The sequence below is a fragment of the Streptosporangium sp. NPDC051023 genome (assembly GCF_040689595.1).
Taxonomy (GTDB): domain Bacteria; phylum Actinomycetota; class Actinomycetes; order Streptosporangiales; family Streptosporangiaceae; genus Streptosporangium.
In genome coordinates this window covers 1-14,171 of sequence record NZ_JBFBCE010000004.1, presented here as the reverse complement: position 1 = coordinate 14,171, position 14,171 = coordinate 1, and the positions used below count along the sequence as shown (strand labels likewise).

Below are 14,171 nucleotides of genomic sequence, written 5' to 3'. Positions count from 1 at the left end.
CGCTCCGGCCGGGCATCCCGACATCGGCCCGTCGAAAAAACATCCGCCGGTACGGCGAGCGTGCCGTACCGGCGGATGGGAAGGGGGGCTACCTGCCCGAAGGGCGGGTGTGGCGGCCCGCGACGAGCTGGTCGGCCGAGTTCTGGCGGGGAACCTCGACGCGGGGGTGCGGAGCCGTCGTCTCGGCGCGGTCGTCGACCCCGTCGCGGTCCCTGTCGACCACCGGGGAGGTGCGAGCGGCGGCCGGTGACACGGCGGGAGCGGGGGTGGAGGGGGCAGAGGTGGAGGGGGATTCTTCCAGCTTGCGCTCAAGCTCCTGCTTCTCCTTCTCAAGACGGGCGACCCGGTCGCGCGCCTCAAGGCGGGAGTCGCGGAGCCTGCGCCGCTGTACGGCGGAGCGCCGCATCCCGCTGAACAGGATCGCCAGGCCGAGCAGGAACACCGCTCCCGTGACGGCACCGGCGAAGAAGAACTCCAGCTGGGAGAACTGGAGGGTGCGGTCGAAGACCGTGAACGTGGCGGTGCTCGTCGCCGCCGCCGTCTCATCCCAGGAGACCGCGATCACGGTCGCGCCCGCGAGTACGATCAAGAGGAGTCCCAGAACTATCATGTGTCCTCATCTCGGGCTGCGTCTGCTGTGGTGATGGCTTCTGCTGCCCCGTGCGGGCGGGATTATTCGCCGGGCGTGGACGGTTGCCAGAAAACATGGCGGAGATCGACGTCGTGGTCATCGGGGCGGGGCAGGCCGGACTGTCCAGCGCCTACTTCCTGCGCAGGGCCGGGCTGGACTTCGTCGTGCTCGACCGTTCTCCCGGGCCCGGCGGCGCCTGGCAGTTTCGCTGGCCGTCGCTGACGCTCGGCGCCACACACCGCGTGCACGACCTCCCCGGTCTGCCGATGGGGGGCGTCGACGTGACTCGGCCCTCCGCCGAGGTCGTCTCCGCGTACTTCGCCGCCTACGAGCGAGCCTTCGACCTGCCGGTCCGCCGTCCCGTGGAGGTGCGCTCCGTGAGCGAGGGGGAGCAGGGGCGGCTGCTGGTGCGGACCTCGGCCGGCGACTGGTCGGCCCGAGCGCTGATCAACGCGACCGGCACCTGGGACCGCCCGTTCTGGCCGCGTTATCCGGGGCAGGAGACGTTCCTCGGCAGGCAGCTCCACACCGCCGACTACGTGAGCGCGGACGAGTTCGCGGGCGGGCATGTCGTCGGCGCGGGCGCCTCCGCCGTTCAGCTCCTGATGGAGATCGCCCGCGTCACCACGACCACCTGGGTCACCCGCCGTCCGCCGGTCTTCAGGGAGGGGCCGTTCGACGAGGAGGCGGGTCGCGCGGCCGTCGCCCGGGTCGACGCCCGGGTCCGCGCGGGGCTGCCGCCGGGCAGCGTGGTCGGCGCGACCGGATATCCGATGACGCCCGAGGTCCGGGCCGCGATGGCGGCCGGGGTCCTGAACCGCCTGCCGATGTTCGACCGGATCGTCGGGGAAGGCGTGGTCTGGGACGACGGGAACGCCGTCCTTCAGCCGGGTCCCCTTCCCGGCGGCGGCATCGTGTCCCCTGTGTCCCCGAGGTCCGGCCGCCTCGTCAGGGCCGACGCGATCCTGTGGGCCACCGGGTTCCGGCCGGTCGTCAACCACCTGGCTCCGCTGCGCCTGCGCGAGCCCGGCGGCGGGATCCGGGTCGAGGACACGCGGGCCGTCCTGGATCCCCGCGTCCACCTGGTCGGGTACGGCCCCTCCGCGAGCACCATCGGCGCCAACCGCGCGGGCCGTACCGCGGTCCAGCACATCCGCCGCCTCCTCGCCGCTCCCGCGGCGGCCTGAGGCGCTCGTGGCGGCTCGAAGCGGTTCGCCGTGGCCGGGGACGGTTCGTGACCGCGTGCGGCGGTGCGGGACGGCGGTTGGTTTCAACCGGCGGAGGCCGTTCGGGACAGGCTGTTCCCGACGTTCGCGAGACCATACGCGCCAGGGGTTTCGAGGCCCGATCTCGGACTAGTGTTGACGGCCATGGACCGCACCCGTCTTTACCGCAACGGCGTTCTGGAGGCCGAGGGCTTTCCCGTCGACGACGTCTCCGAGTACGTCGGAGACAGCTCCGCCGTGGTGTGGTTCGACCTGTGCTCGCCGACGTCCGCGGATCTGGGCAAGATCAGCGAGGAGCTCGGGCTGCACCGGCTGGCCGTCGAGGACGCGCTGCAGAGTCACCAGCGTCCCAAGCTGGACACCTACGACAGCCACCTGTTCATCACCGCCTACGGCGCGAAGCTGGCCGACAGGGACCTCGACCTCATCGAGATATCGATCTTCGTCACCAAGAACGCCCTGGTGACGGTGAGGGAGAACCCCGGGTTCGACATCGACGAGGTGATCAGGCGCTGGGACGCCAACCCGGAGATGGCCAAGTACGGCGTGCCGTACCTGCTGCACGGTCTGCTCGACTACGTGGTCGACGGATATTTCGACGTGCTGCAGGCGATGGACGACCGGGTCGAGGCACTCGAGGACGACCTGTTCGCCGACGATCCCGGCGACCGGGTGCACATCCAGCGCCTGACCTACGAGATGCGCAAGAAGCTGGTGCGGTTCCGGCGGCTGGCCGTACCGATGCGCGAGATCGTCGGCAGCCTCCTGCGCAGGAGCGTGGAGATACTGGACCCCGCGATGACCCCCTACTACCAGGACGTCTACGACCACACGCTGCGCGCCGCCGAGTGGACCGACTCCCTGCGGGAGCTGGTGGGCAACGTCAGGGAGGCCCACATCAACCAGCAGGGGTTCAGGCTCAACGACATCATGAAGAAGATCACGAGCTGGGCGGCCATCATCGCGGTGCCCACGATGATCACCGGCTTCTACGGGCAGAACGTCCCCTATCCGGGCTTCAGTCACCCGATCGGCTTCTGGACCTCGACCCTGGCGATCCTTGTCGCCTCGTTCATCCTCTACACGATCTTCAAGAAGCGGGGCTGGCTCTAGATCCTCAGGGGCGCAGGCCGTTGAAGACGATCTCCAGTGTGCTGGTTCTGAGTCGCTCATCCCAGCCCTGGTGCTGCGCGGCCAGGCAGGTGGCGGTCAGCAGGGCCAGCAGTTCCGGCATCCCCACCTCCGCGCGCACCTGGTCCGCCCGCTGGGCGCGGGTCAGCAGAGTCTCGATGGCACCGCGGATGTCGTAGGTTCCCGCGGTCGCGGCTTTGACGTCGATCCCGGCCTCCGACAGGGCGTCGGCGAAGACCTTCTTCGCGGTGGCGTCCTCGACGACGCGGGCGAAGAAGGCGAAGAAGGCGGGGCCCGGCTCGGCCGCCGTCGACAGCGCCCGCGCCTCCTCGGCCAGCCTGCGTTTACGGTCCACGACGATCGCCTGGTAGAGGGCCTCCTTGGTGGGGAACTGCCGGTAGATGGTGCCCACGCCGACCCCGGCCTGCCTGGCGATCTCCCGCATCGGCGCGGAGAGGCCGTCGCGGGCCAGGACTTCTTCGGCCGCCTCGAGCACCCGGGCCAGGTTGCGTTGCGCGTCGGCGCGCATCATCGTTCTTCCTCCATTGACCGGTGTCAGTGAGCCGTTGACAACCGGAACCGTTGTTCCGTAACGTTCCCCACATTCCAAGCGGAACGCTTGTTCCGATTCTAGGGGGACATCCGTGGACTACGTACGGCTCGGCGACTCGGGCCTGAAGGTTTCGCGCGCCTGTCTGGGCACCATGAACTTCGGCACCGGTCCCGGAGTGGGCGGCTGCGATGAGGCGCAGGCCCGCCGCGTCATCGACGCCTTCCTCGACGCGGGCAACAACTTCGTTGACACCGCGGACCTCTACCATCGGGGCGACTCGGAGCGGATCGTCGGCCACGCGCTGCGCGGGCGCCGCGACTCGGTGGTCGTCGCGACCAAGGCCTTCGCCCCCCAGGGGCCCGGCCCGAACGCCAGGGGACTGTCGCGGGTGCACCTCACCAGGGCTCTTGAAGCGAGCCTGCGACGGCTGGACACCGACCACGTCGACCTGTACCAGTGCCACATGTGGGATCCCGAGACCCCGATCGAGGAGACGATGGCGACCCTGGACGGGTTCGTCCGCTCGGGCAAGGTCCGCTACCTGGGGTGCTCCAACTTCACCGCGTCGCAGATCGTGGAGGCGCAGTGGGCCGCGGAGCGGGTCGGGGGCACCCGGATGATCAGTCTCCAGCCGCAGTACTCCCTGGTGGCCAGGCTCATCGAGGCGGAGATCCTGCCCGCGTGCGAGCGGCACGGCCTGGGCCTCGTCACCTACGCCCCGCTCGGCGGTGGCGTGCTGGCCGGTCGTTACCGGCGCGGCGGCACCCCCGATCCGGGCAGCAGGATGAGCGGGCTGCTGGCGATGTCCTCGCCCGCCGCCGACCGCTGGGCGGGGGAGATGCTCAGTGAGCGCAGCCTCGGCATCGCCGACGAGGTCGCCGCGGTCGCCGCCGAACTGGGTGTGACCCCGACCGAGGTGGCCATCGCCTGGGTCGCCGCCCGTCCCGGCGTCACCTCGGTCATCATCGGCCCCCGCAGCCTGGAACAGTACGAGCAGAACGCGGCCGGATTCACCCTCGACCTCCCCGCCGAGCTGGCAGGCCGCCTTGAGGAGGTCTCCCGCCCCGCCCACGGCCCCGTGACGGGCGCCTCGTTCTGACCCGTGGTCGCCCTCACCCGATGTCGTTCCGGCCCGGTGCCGCCGGAGGGTTCGAGGGCGGCGGACACGGGACGTTGATGATATGTGGCATTGGGCCCGGTTTTCGGGCTTAAGGACAGGTCTTCTATCCTTCGAAGTCCATTCTGACCAGCAGGCGAAGGAAACCTCGTGACCTTTTCGGCCCTGAACCTCGATGAGCTGATCGCGCAGCGTGACCGCGCCCTGCGTGATTACGACGCCCTCGTCCAGCGCGGCCTGTCACTCGATCTCACCCGGGGCAAGCCGTCGGCGCGTCAGCTCGACCTGGCCGCCGCCATGCTGACGCTTCCCAGCGGTCACACCGCCGCCGACGGGACCGACTGCCGTAACTACGGTGGCGGGCAGGGCCTTCCCGAGATTCGGACGATCTTCAGCCGTCTGCTCCAGGTCCCCGTCGCCCAGCTCGTGGCCGCGGACAACTCCAGCCTCTCCCTGATGCACGACTCCATCGTCCACGCGCTGCTCGGCAAGCTGCCGGGCGCCGAGCGCCGCTGGGCGGACGAGCCGCGGATCGCCTTCCTGTGCCCGGTCCCCGGATACGACCGCCACTTCGCCCTGTCCGAGCGCTTCGGCATCGAGCTGATCCCCGTGCCGATGACGGAAGAGGGCCCCGACATGGACGTCGTGGAAGCTCTTGCGCGTGAGGACTCCCAGGTCAAGGGCATCTGGTGCGTGCCCAAGTACAGCAACCCGAGCGGCGTCTCCTACAGCGACGAGACGGTGCGGCGCCTGGCAGCCATGCCCACGGCCGCCCCGGACTTCCGGATCTTCTGGGACAACGCCTACGCCGTGCACCACCTCACCGAAACCCCGGTGGAGATCGCCGACGTCCTGGCGCTGTGCGCGGAGAACGGCAACCCCGACCGCGCCTTCGTCTTCGGCTCGACCTCGAAGATCACCTTTGCCGGTGGCGGGGTCGCGTTCTTCGGCTCCTCCCCGGCGAACGTGGCCTGGCTGCTTGGGCACACCGGCAAGCGCACCATCGGCCCCGACAAGATCAACCACCTCCGTCACGCGGAGTTCCTCCGTGACGAGGACGGCGTGCTCGAGCACATGCGCCGCCACAGGGAGCTGATGTGGCCGAAGTTCGAGGCGGTCGACCTGATCCTCACCAAGGAACTGGGCGGCACCGGCCTGGCGTCCTGGTCCAGCCCGCTCGGCGGCTACTTCGTCAGCCTCGACGTGCTGGAGGGATGCGCGCGCCAGGTGGTGAGCCGGGCCGCTGAGGCGGGCATCGCGCTGACCCCGGCGGGCGCGACCCATCCCTACGGCGACGACCCCCGTGACAGCACCATCCGCATCGCGCCCAGCTACCCGGAGCTGGAGGAGGTCGAGCTGGCGATCGGCGGCCTGGCCACCTGCGTGCGCCTGGTCGGCACCGAGAAGCTGCTGGAGCGGGCCCGATAGTTTCGGGTCTGCTGGAGTGGGTTCGGGGGAGCTCCGGGTTCGCTGGAGCGGGTCCGGGGTGCTCTCGGGTGACCCCGCTTTCACCGGCTGACGCGTCAGGCGGGCCACGTCCGGACGCCCCGTCGTTTCAGGGGGCGTCGAGAGTGGCCCGCATCCGCGCGACGGCCCGCAGGATCTCGTCGCGGTGCTTGGCGCTCTTGATCCAGGCGGGCAGCGTTTCGACCAGGGACCGGGCCCCGGCGGAGGCTGGGGTGCCGGGGTCCCCGCTGGGGAAGGGGCGCTCGCGGTGCCGGGCGGCGACGTAGTCCTCCAGCAGGTCGAGGTGCCGCCTGCCGTACGCCCACAGCGTCCGGCCGCCGCAGCAGGAGGAGCTCAGCCACAGCGGGAGGCGGAAGTACGGATCCTCAGGGGCGTCGTAGCGGCCGATCCGGTCGCCGTCCCAGTCACGGCCGAGCCCGCACGCCGGGCAGAGCAGCCTGCGCGGGGCGAAGAGGCCGTGCCCGGGGCCGCCCTCCCGGAGAACGACCATGGCCAGGCCGTCGCAACGAGGACAGCGGACAAGGATCTCGTCGTCCAGCAGGCCGTACCAGGAGGTGCCGGGATCGCGGAACCGCTCGCTCACACCGCGACGCTAGCGTGGCGGCCGGGCCGGGCGCGCGGTGGCCGGTCGCCGGAAGCGGTCCCTTCACCTCCGCTCAGCCTCCGTCCGGCCCGGCCCTGTCCGGTCGGCCCCCATTCGGTCGGCCCTCGTCCGGCCCGGCCGCGTCCGGTCAGCCTGCGCTGACGCAGAACAGATGCCCCTCGGGGTCGGCGAGGACCGTCCAGTCGCTCCCGCCGGGCTGGAACTCGGGCCTCGTGGCGCCGAGCGTCAGCAGTTCCTTCGTCGCGACGTCCAGGTCGGTGACCCGGAAGTCCAGGTGGGCGTGCTTGGCCGCGTCGGGCCATCCCGGCCCCCGGTAGCCCTCGACCCGTTGGAAGGCGAGCTGGATCGGGCCGTCGCCGAGGTAGGCGGTGTCGTCGTCGCTGTGGGTGATCTCCCAGCCGGTGACCTTCCGGTAGAACTCGGCGAGCGCTCCTGGGGCGGCGCAGTCGATGATGATGGCGGTGGGTTCCGCGAGAGCGGCCATCGGTGACTCCTTGGTCGTCGTTCGTCGCTTGCGTAACCAGCATCATTCATACGGCGGTTATGGTCTTGAAGATCCTTGCAGGCCGTTCTGTCGTCCCGCCGGGGTAACGTCCGCACCGTGCTCTCCGCCGTGACCCTCGCCGCCCGGCCCCACTTCACAGTGTCCGCGGTGACCTGCCGTGCTCACCACACCCGCTGGTCCGAGCCGGACGCCGACGAGGTCCACCGGCTGGTGCTGGTACGGCGCGGCAGGTTCCGGCGGCAGGCCGACGGAGCCGACGCCGACCTGGATCCGACGATGGCCTACCTGGGCGCGCCGGGCGAGGAGGAGCGGTTCGCCCATCCCATGGGCGGCGACCTCTGCACCTCCGTGACCGTCACGCCCGGGCTCTGGGAAGGGCCCTGGAGCGGGGCGACGGTGTATGTGGACGCCCGTGTCGACCTGGCCCACCGGCGCCTGCTCGCCGCCGCTCGCGGCGGCGACGTCGACTACGCGCTCACGGAGGAACTGCTCCGGCTGGTCGCGTCGGCCACCGGCCAGCGCGCGGGACAGCGCTCAGGCCGCCCGGCCGCCAGGCCGGGACCCGCCGACCGGGCGCTCGTCGCGGCGGCCCGCGAGGCGATCATCGAGGGCCATCCCGACGCGGCCGGACTCTGTTCGCTGGCCGATCTGCTGGAGGTCTCGCCGTACCGGCTGAGCCGCGCCTTCTCCCGGGAGATGGGCGTTTCGCTGACCCGCTACCGCAACCGGGTCCGCGTCGGCCGGGTGCTGCAACGGGTCGAGGACGGCGAGCGCGATGGACACGGCCTCGCCGTCCTGGCCGCCGACCTCGGCTTCGCCGACCAGGCCCACCTGACCCGGACCGTCCGCGAGCACCTGGGCCACACCCCGACCGCGCTCCGCTGCCTCCTCGCACTGGGAATACGGTGAAGAATCTCCCTATGCGAATGGGTTTGGCCGCTGTGGCGGAAACCGACTGGTCGCGTCTGTTCCATGCCTACGGCGTGGCCTCCGACACCCCCGACCACCTGGCAGCGCTCGTCCACGACGCGGAGAAGCCGAGAGCCGAGGCCGTCGATCACCTGTGTGGAGCGGTGATCCACCAGGGGACGCCCTGGTCGGCGACCCCGCCCGCGGCCCTGGTCGTCGCCGGTCTGCTGTCCGATCCGCGTACGGCCAGGCCCTCTCGTGACGCGGTCTCCGCCTCCTCCGGGCTTGAGCCCGTGCCCCTGCGCGCCGTCCTGCTGGGCTTCCTCGGAGAGGTGGCCGAGGCGACCCAGCCGGAGGTTTCGGAGGACGAGATCAGGGCCGTCGCCCATCCCGAGGGGCGGGAGGCGGAGATCGCCGCCACGCTGAAGGCGCTGCTCGACGAAGACGAGGACGCCTGGGGTGACGAACTCGCCGACGCGATCATGGCCCGGGTCGTGCTTGACCTCAGGGCGGTCGCGCCGCTTCTCGTCGACCCGGTGGTCGCCTGCCTGGACGACGAGAACCTCCACGTGCGCAGCCGCGCGATCGGGACACTGGCCGCCCTTGCCCTGGTCCCCGGCGCCCTCGCGCGACCGGCCGACCTCACGGACCGCCTGGAGCGGGCCGCCCGCGAGGCCGCGGACCACAACGAGCGCTGCGCTCTGGTGCTGGCGCTGGGAGAGTTGGGCGCCGCCCCTCGTGGCTTCCTCACCGACCCGCACCCGGCCGTCCGGGTCTGCGCCGCGCTCGCCCCCGCGCTGGACGGTGACGCCGCCGCGGTGCACGAGGTCCTGGCCGCCCTTGAGGACCCCGTCGCGGCCGACTCCTGGCTGGCCGTACAGCCCCGTCAGATCTTCGGTCACCTGCGGTTCGCGCTCGTCGCCACCGCCGTCAGGAGGGCGCGGTCCTTCGAGGAGGTGCTTTCCCCGGCTCTCGCGGTCGCGGGGATGACCAGCAGCTGGACCGTCGACCTCGACTGGGGGCCGCTGCTCGCCGCGGCCTTCCCCGAACCCGTCGCGGAACCGCCGGTCCTGACCGGCGCGCAGCGGCGCTACCTCGAGGCACTGGTGGCCAACGACGCCATCTGGGATCCGAGGATGGGCAACGCCCTGCGCTGGTTCGATTCCGCCGGGCTCACCTACGACCGGGACACCTGCAGCGCCCTGCTCGGCAGCGGCGCGTGAGCCGTGCGGGTTCGGGCGGGTTCGGGCGCGGGGGACGGCGGGGCCGGTCCCGGGTCAGGCGCCACCGTACCGTAGGGCGCCGATCAGCACGCGGAGCTCGATGACGCGCAGCGACCGCGTCGCCAGGGCGTAGCACAGCGCCCCGCAGGATCCGCCCGCCGCCACGACGAGGAGCGCCCCCGCCCACCCGGCTCCGGCGACGCCTCCGGTCAGGTGGGCGACCGCGGCCGTCGCTCCGCCCGCGGCGACGGCCGCGACGAGCATCCGGCCATGGGCCCGCAGGAGGCGGTGACCGTCGACCCTGCCGATCCTCCGTCGCAGGACGAGGGCCGCGGCGACGAACCCGACGACCTGGGCGACGGCGTATCCCGCCGCGATCCCGACCACCGTCTGCGGGCCCGGCGCCAGCCGTGCCGAGACGACCGCGCCCGCGACGGTGGTCGCGGTGACGAGAAGGCTGATCATGGCGGGGGTGCGGGTGTCCTGCAGGGCGTAGAACCCGCGCAGCATGATCTGGTAGCCGCAGAACGGCACCAGGGCCAGGCCGTACACCGCCAGGACCGATCCCGCCAGCGCGGCGGCCGAGGGGTCGGCGTTGCCGTGGGCGAACAGGACGGTGGTGACCTGTGGGCCGAGCACGACGAGGGCGGCGGCCACCGGCAGGAGCACCACGCTGGAAAGCCGCAGGCTCTGGGACAGCTCGGCCGTCACCTGGGACAGGTCGCTTTCCGCCGCGGCCCGGCTCAACCTCGGCAGCACACCGGTGATGATGGACGCGGTGACGATCGCGTACGGGAGCTGGAAAAGGGTGTAGGCGTTGGCGTGGACGCCGAGCGCGCCCGGGCCCGCGCCCGAGGTGAGCCGGTTGACGACGATGAGCGCCGCCTGCGCCGCGACCACGGAGACGAGTGTCCAGCTCGCCATGGCCGCGATCCGCCGTACCCCGACGCCCCGCGGATCGGCGCGCAGTCGCATCCGGAAGCCCGTGCCACGGGTCGCCAGGCAGAGCACGAGCAGTTGTACGGCCACGCCCGCGCTGGTGCCCGCGCCCAGCAGCCAGGTCTGGGCCGTGGTCAGTGCCTCAAGCCGCTCGGTGCCGCCGATCGCCAGATAGGCTGCGGCGGTCGCGATGACCACGAGGTTGTTGGCGACGGGCGCCCACATCGGCGCGGCCTGCCTGTCCCGGGCGCTGAGGACGGCGGCGACGGTCGCTCCCGCTCCGTAGAACAGAATCTGCGGCAGGAAGAACCGGGTGAGGATGATCGCCGTCCGCCGCTGGTCCGCGGTGAAGTCGGACACGCACAGGTCCACGATCTGCGGGGCGAACAGCATCGTGACCACCACGGTCACGCCCAGGCCGTACACCACCAGCGACAGCAGCCGCTGCGCGTACATCTCGTCGGAGTGCCGGATGAGCAGCGGGACCAGGATGCTGGTCAGTGCTCCGCCGAGAACCAGGTCGTAGATCGAGTTGGGAAGCGTGTTGGCGGCGGTGTAGGCGTCGAACAGGTGCGACCCCAGGCCCAGCGCGGCGACCAGCGTCAACGTGCGCAGAAATCCGGTGATCTTGGAGATGAGCGTGGCCACGGCCATCGCCCGCCCCGCCCGCGCCAGGCGTGGCTGTTCCCGCACGGTCGTCCCCCTTTTTTTGGCTCCCCGCTTCCCCATACGGCTTCAGGCAATGAACCATGAATTGCCGGAAAGGGTGGTGAAAATCCACTACATCCCGTCAGAACGGGCGAGGGCTCGGGGCGGGCAGGGGCGGGCAGGGGGTTCGGAACGGGCGGGAGGCCTTGGGCGGGCGCGTTCAGAACGGGCGGGAGCCGCCCGCGCCGAAGCCGGTTTCGTGGTTCCACAGATGGGTGCAGCCGGGGCACTGCAGGTGGAGGAGGCTTCCGGTGTTGCCGATGAGGTAACGCCAGTGCTCCGGGCAGTTGCGGCCGTCGGAGCAGGGGGCGCAGCCCCTGTCGTCGCGGCATCCCGGGCAGGGCACCCACGCCCTGCGTCCCAGGTCGGCGTGTGGATCAAGCGGCAGCATGCCCCGGCCCCCTGCGCGGCAGGACGTCGGCCGCGACGAGCATGTCGTAGATCTCCTGCTGCCGCTCGTCGAGGCCCGAGTACAGGAGGTCGTAGGCCTCCTCCTCGCCCCGCATCACCGCGAGCGGATCCCAGTCGGTCTCCAGGGCCTCCATGACCGCGGCCCGCCGCCGGGCTTCCTCCAGGGTGAGGTCGATCTCGAAGACGACCTGTGCGCTGTTGCTGTCCTGACTCATGACGCGACTTTCCGGTGGGATGGAGAACGTGTCACAGTGTGATCGGCTGGCGGGTGCGGAGACGGGCCGGGAGGGGCCGGAAAGCGGCCAGGCCTGTGCGAGGCCGGTGTGGCCGGTTCTTTGCGATCACCTGAACGTTCGTCGGAACAGAACCCCCACCAAGAGGGTTCTTTACACCTTTGTATACCTTATGTCGCTTTCCTTGCCTAGTTCGTGACGCATCTCACGACTTCCCGTGCGGCTTCCGTCGCCCGGTGTCGTTCTTCTGGGGGCCACTCTCTGTCACGGGGTGCTCCTGTGGCCGCCGGTCCGCCGTGCCGTACGGCTCTGCGGGGCGAGAGGTTGACCTGAAGATAGGTTGAGGTTTTAGGGTTCAGGTGTCGCCTTCGAAGGACGCCGGAGACGCCACGACATCCCCCTGAGGCCCGTACGGGCTCCCGTGGAGGCGCCGTCGTGGTTTTGTCGGTGGCGCATGAGATCGTCTGTGGCGTCGTAAACCTGTTCGAAGAACCGGCTCGGAGAGCAGCCGGCTCCGACCCCCCGGAGACAAGCGATGGACATGGAAGTCACCGCGTGGACGTCGATGTACCACGCGATGCACGCCCAGGAGGACCGGCGGCCCTTCTCCAGGGCCACCCTGCGGCGCATCGGCGCGTTCGCCGGGCCGCACCGCAGGCTGCTCGTGTGGTTCCTGCTGCTCAGCGTCACGACGGCGGTGCTGGCGGTCGCGACCCCGGTGCTCGCGGGCCGGGTCGTCGACGCGATCGTCCAGGGCGCGGAGACGGGCCTCGTCGTCAGGCTCGCGGCGCTCATCGCGGTGATCGCGGTCATGGAGGCCGGGCTCGGGCTGGTCACGCGCTGGCTGTCGGCGAGCATCGGTGAGGGGCTCATCCTCCACCTGCGCACCACGGTGTTCGACCACGTGCAGCGCATGCCCATCGCCTTCTTCACCCGCACCCGCACCGGCGCGCTGGTCAGCAGGCTGAACAACGACGTCATCGGCGCGCAGCGGGCGTTCAGCGACACCCTCTCCGGAGTGGTCGGCAACCTCGTGACGCTCGTGCTCACGCTCGTCGTGATGATCGGGACCTCGTGGCAGATCACCCTGCTCGCCCTGCTCCTGCTGCCGGTGTTCGTCCTGCCCGCGCGGCGGATGGGCACCCGCCTCGCCAGGCTCGAACGCGAGTCGGCCAACCACAACGCCGCGATGACCACCCAGATGACGGAGCGCTTCTCCGCGCCGGGCGCGACGCTGGTGAAGCTCTTCGGCAGGCCCGCGCAGGAGTCGGCGGAGTTCGAGGCACGGGCCAGGCGAGTGCGCGACATCGGGGTGCGTACGGCGATGTCGCAGTCGGTGTTCATCACCGCGCTCGTGCTCGTCTCCGCGCTCGCGCTGGCCGTCGTCTACGGTCTAGGCGGGTTCTACGCCCTGCAGGGGCAGCTTGAGCCGGGCGCCGTCGTCGCGATGGCGCTGCTGCTCACCCGTCTCTACGCCCCGCTGACCGCCCTGGCCAGCGCGAGGGTCGAGATGATGAGCGCGCTGGTGAGCTTCGAGCGGGTCTTCGAGGTGCTGGACCTCAAGCCCCTGATCGCCGAGCGGCCGGATGCCCGGTCGGTGCCCGAGGGGCCGGTCTCCGTCGAGTTCGACGGGGTTCGCTTCGGCTACCCGTCCGCGGACAAGGTGTCGCTCGCCTCGCTTGAGGAGGTCGCGACCCTCGACACGCGCGGCGGGGTCGAGGTGCTGCACGATGTGTCGTTCCGTGCGGAGCCGGGGCAGATGGTCGCTTTGGTCGGGTCGTCGGGGGCGGGCAAGTCGACGATCGCGCAGCTGGCGGCGCGCCTCTACGACGTCGACAGCGGCGCGGTGCGGCTTTCGGAAACCGATGTCCGCGACCTGACCGCCGATTCGGTCCGCGAGACGCTCGGCATGGTGACGCAGGACGGGCACCTGTTCCACGAGTCGGTCCGCGCGAACCTCCTGCTGGCACGTCCCGAGGCCTCGGAAGAGGAGCTGTGGGAGGTGCTGCGCCGCGCCCGCCTCGCAGACCTCGTCTCCATGCTGCCCGATGGGCTCGACACCGTCGTCGGCGAGCGTGGATACCGCCTCTCCGGGGGTGAGCGTCAGCGCCTGACGATCGCCAGGCTCCTGCTGGCCCGCCCTCGGGTGGTCATCCTCGACGAGGCGACCGCCCACCTGGACTCCACCTCGGAGGCGGCCGTGCAGGAGGCGCTCGGCGAGGCGCTCGCCGGGCGGACCTCGGTGGTGATCGCGCACCGGCTCTCCACCGTCCGGGCCGCGGACCTCATCCTCGTGATCGAGGACGGGCGGATCGTGGAGCGCGGCACGCACACCGACCTTCTCGCCGCGGGCGGTCGCTACGAGGAGCTGTACCGCACCCAGTTCGACCAGTCCGCGGACAGGGAAGCGGACAGGGAACCGGTCCACTGACCCGCCGCGCGAGACGTCCCCTGCCGAAAGCCTTTCGGCAGGGGCCCGACGGGGCGGGCGGGGTGCTCCACCCCTCCGGCTAC

14 protein-coding genes are annotated in these 14,171 nt (G+C 71.0%); 7 read left to right on the top strand and 7 right to left on the bottom strand.

The window, feature by feature from the left end:
• Positions 1 to 88: 88 nt before the first annotated feature.
• The gene (locus tag AB0395_RS03670; protein WP_366276620.1) at positions 89 to 610 is read right to left on the bottom strand and encodes a hypothetical protein; all 522 of its coding nucleotides are present in this window, start codon (positions 608 to 610) and stop codon (positions 89 to 91) included.
• Positions 611 to 705: 95 nt separating this feature from the next.
• Between AB0395_RS03670 and AB0395_RS03665 the strand changes: the two genes are divergently transcribed.
• A complete protein-coding gene (locus tag AB0395_RS03665) occupies positions 706 to 1,818 on the top strand; it encodes an FAD-dependent oxidoreductase (protein WP_366276617.1) in 1,113 nt (370 codons plus the stop codon).
• 183 nt (positions 1,819 to 2,001) lie between these two features.
• Entirely contained in the window at positions 2,002 to 2,970 is a 969-nt protein-coding gene (locus AB0395_RS03660) for a magnesium transporter CorA family protein (protein WP_366276616.1), read from the top strand.
• Between the two features lie 4 nt (positions 2,971 to 2,974).
• Here the strand turns inward: AB0395_RS03660 and AB0395_RS03655 are convergent, their stop codons facing one another.
• Positions 2,975 to 3,520: a helix-turn-helix domain-containing protein gene (locus AB0395_RS03655; RefSeq protein ID WP_366276614.1), complete on the bottom strand. Its 546-nt coding sequence runs from the start codon at positions 3,518 to 3,520 to the stop codon at positions 2,975 to 2,977.
• Positions 3,521 to 3,632: 112 nt separating this feature from the next.
• Between AB0395_RS03655 and AB0395_RS03650 the strand changes: the two genes are divergently transcribed.
• Together AB0395_RS03650 and AB0395_RS03645 are read left to right on the top strand one after the other, a co-directional pair.
• Positions 3,633 to 4,640, top strand: a complete 1,008-nt coding sequence (locus tag AB0395_RS03650; RefSeq protein ID WP_366276612.1) for an aldo/keto reductase — start codon at positions 3,633 to 3,635, stop codon at positions 4,638 to 4,640.
• Positions 4,641 to 4,808: 168 nt separating this feature from the next.
• The gene (locus AB0395_RS03645) at positions 4,809 to 6,086 is read left to right on the top strand and encodes an aminotransferase class I/II-fold pyridoxal phosphate-dependent enzyme (protein WP_366276611.1); all 1,278 of its coding nucleotides are present in this window, start codon (positions 4,809 to 4,811) and stop codon (positions 6,084 to 6,086) included.
• Positions 6,087 to 6,213: 127 nt separating this feature from the next.
• Here the strand turns inward: AB0395_RS03645 and AB0395_RS03640 are convergent, their stop codons facing one another.
• Positions 6,214 to 6,708, bottom strand: coding sequence for a hypothetical protein (locus AB0395_RS03640; protein WP_366276609.1), 495 nt, complete (start codon positions 6,706 to 6,708; stop codon positions 6,214 to 6,216).
• Between the two features lie 148 nt (positions 6,709 to 6,856).
• Positions 6,857 to 7,213, bottom strand: a complete 357-nt coding sequence (locus AB0395_RS03635; protein WP_366276607.1) for a VOC family protein — start codon at positions 7,211 to 7,213, stop codon at positions 6,857 to 6,859.
• A gap of 117 nt (positions 7,214 to 7,330) precedes the next feature.
• Here AB0395_RS03635 and AB0395_RS03630 point away from each other — a divergent pair, with 117 nt between their 5' ends.
• Both AB0395_RS03630 and AB0395_RS03625 read left to right on the top strand, forming a co-directional pair.
• Positions 7,331 to 8,143 carry an AraC family transcriptional regulator gene (locus AB0395_RS03630; RefSeq protein ID WP_366276605.1) on the top strand — a complete coding sequence of 271 codons (813 nt, stop codon included), beginning with the start codon at positions 7,331 to 7,333 and terminating at the stop codon, positions 8,141 to 8,143.
• Positions 8,144 to 8,154: 11 nt separating this feature from the next.
• Complete coding sequence (locus tag AB0395_RS03625) at positions 8,155 to 9,366, top strand: hypothetical protein (RefSeq protein ID WP_366276604.1); 1,212 nt, start codon at positions 8,155 to 8,157, stop codon at positions 9,364 to 9,366.
• Between the two features lie 54 nt (positions 9,367 to 9,420).
• Here AB0395_RS03625 and murJ read toward each other — a convergent pair whose 3' ends face one another.
• From murJ to AB0395_RS03610, 3 genes are all read right to left on the bottom strand, one after another.
• A complete protein-coding gene (gene murJ / locus AB0395_RS03620; RefSeq protein WP_366276601.1) occupies positions 9,421 to 10,998 on the bottom strand; it encodes a murein biosynthesis integral membrane protein MurJ in 1,578 nt (525 codons plus the stop codon).
• Positions 10,999 to 11,173: 175 nt separating this feature from the next.
• Positions 11,174 to 11,404 carry a hypothetical protein gene (locus AB0395_RS03615; RefSeq protein WP_366276600.1) on the bottom strand — a complete coding sequence of 77 codons (231 nt, stop codon included), beginning with the start codon at positions 11,402 to 11,404 and terminating at the stop codon, positions 11,174 to 11,176.
• Positions 11,391 to 11,639: a DUF6400 family protein gene (locus tag AB0395_RS03610; protein WP_366276599.1), complete on the bottom strand. Its 249-nt coding sequence runs from the start codon at positions 11,637 to 11,639 to the stop codon at positions 11,391 to 11,393. Before AB0395_RS03610 ends, AB0395_RS03615 begins: the two co-directional genes overlap by 14 nt.
• A gap of 553 nt (positions 11,640 to 12,192) precedes the next feature.
• Between AB0395_RS03610 and AB0395_RS03605 the strand changes: the two genes are divergently transcribed.
• On the top strand, positions 12,193 to 14,088 hold the full coding sequence (locus tag AB0395_RS03605) for an ABC transporter ATP-binding protein (RefSeq protein WP_366276597.1): 1,896 nt from the start codon (positions 12,193 to 12,195) through the stop codon (positions 14,086 to 14,088).
• Positions 14,089 to 14,171 lie beyond the last annotated feature (83 nt).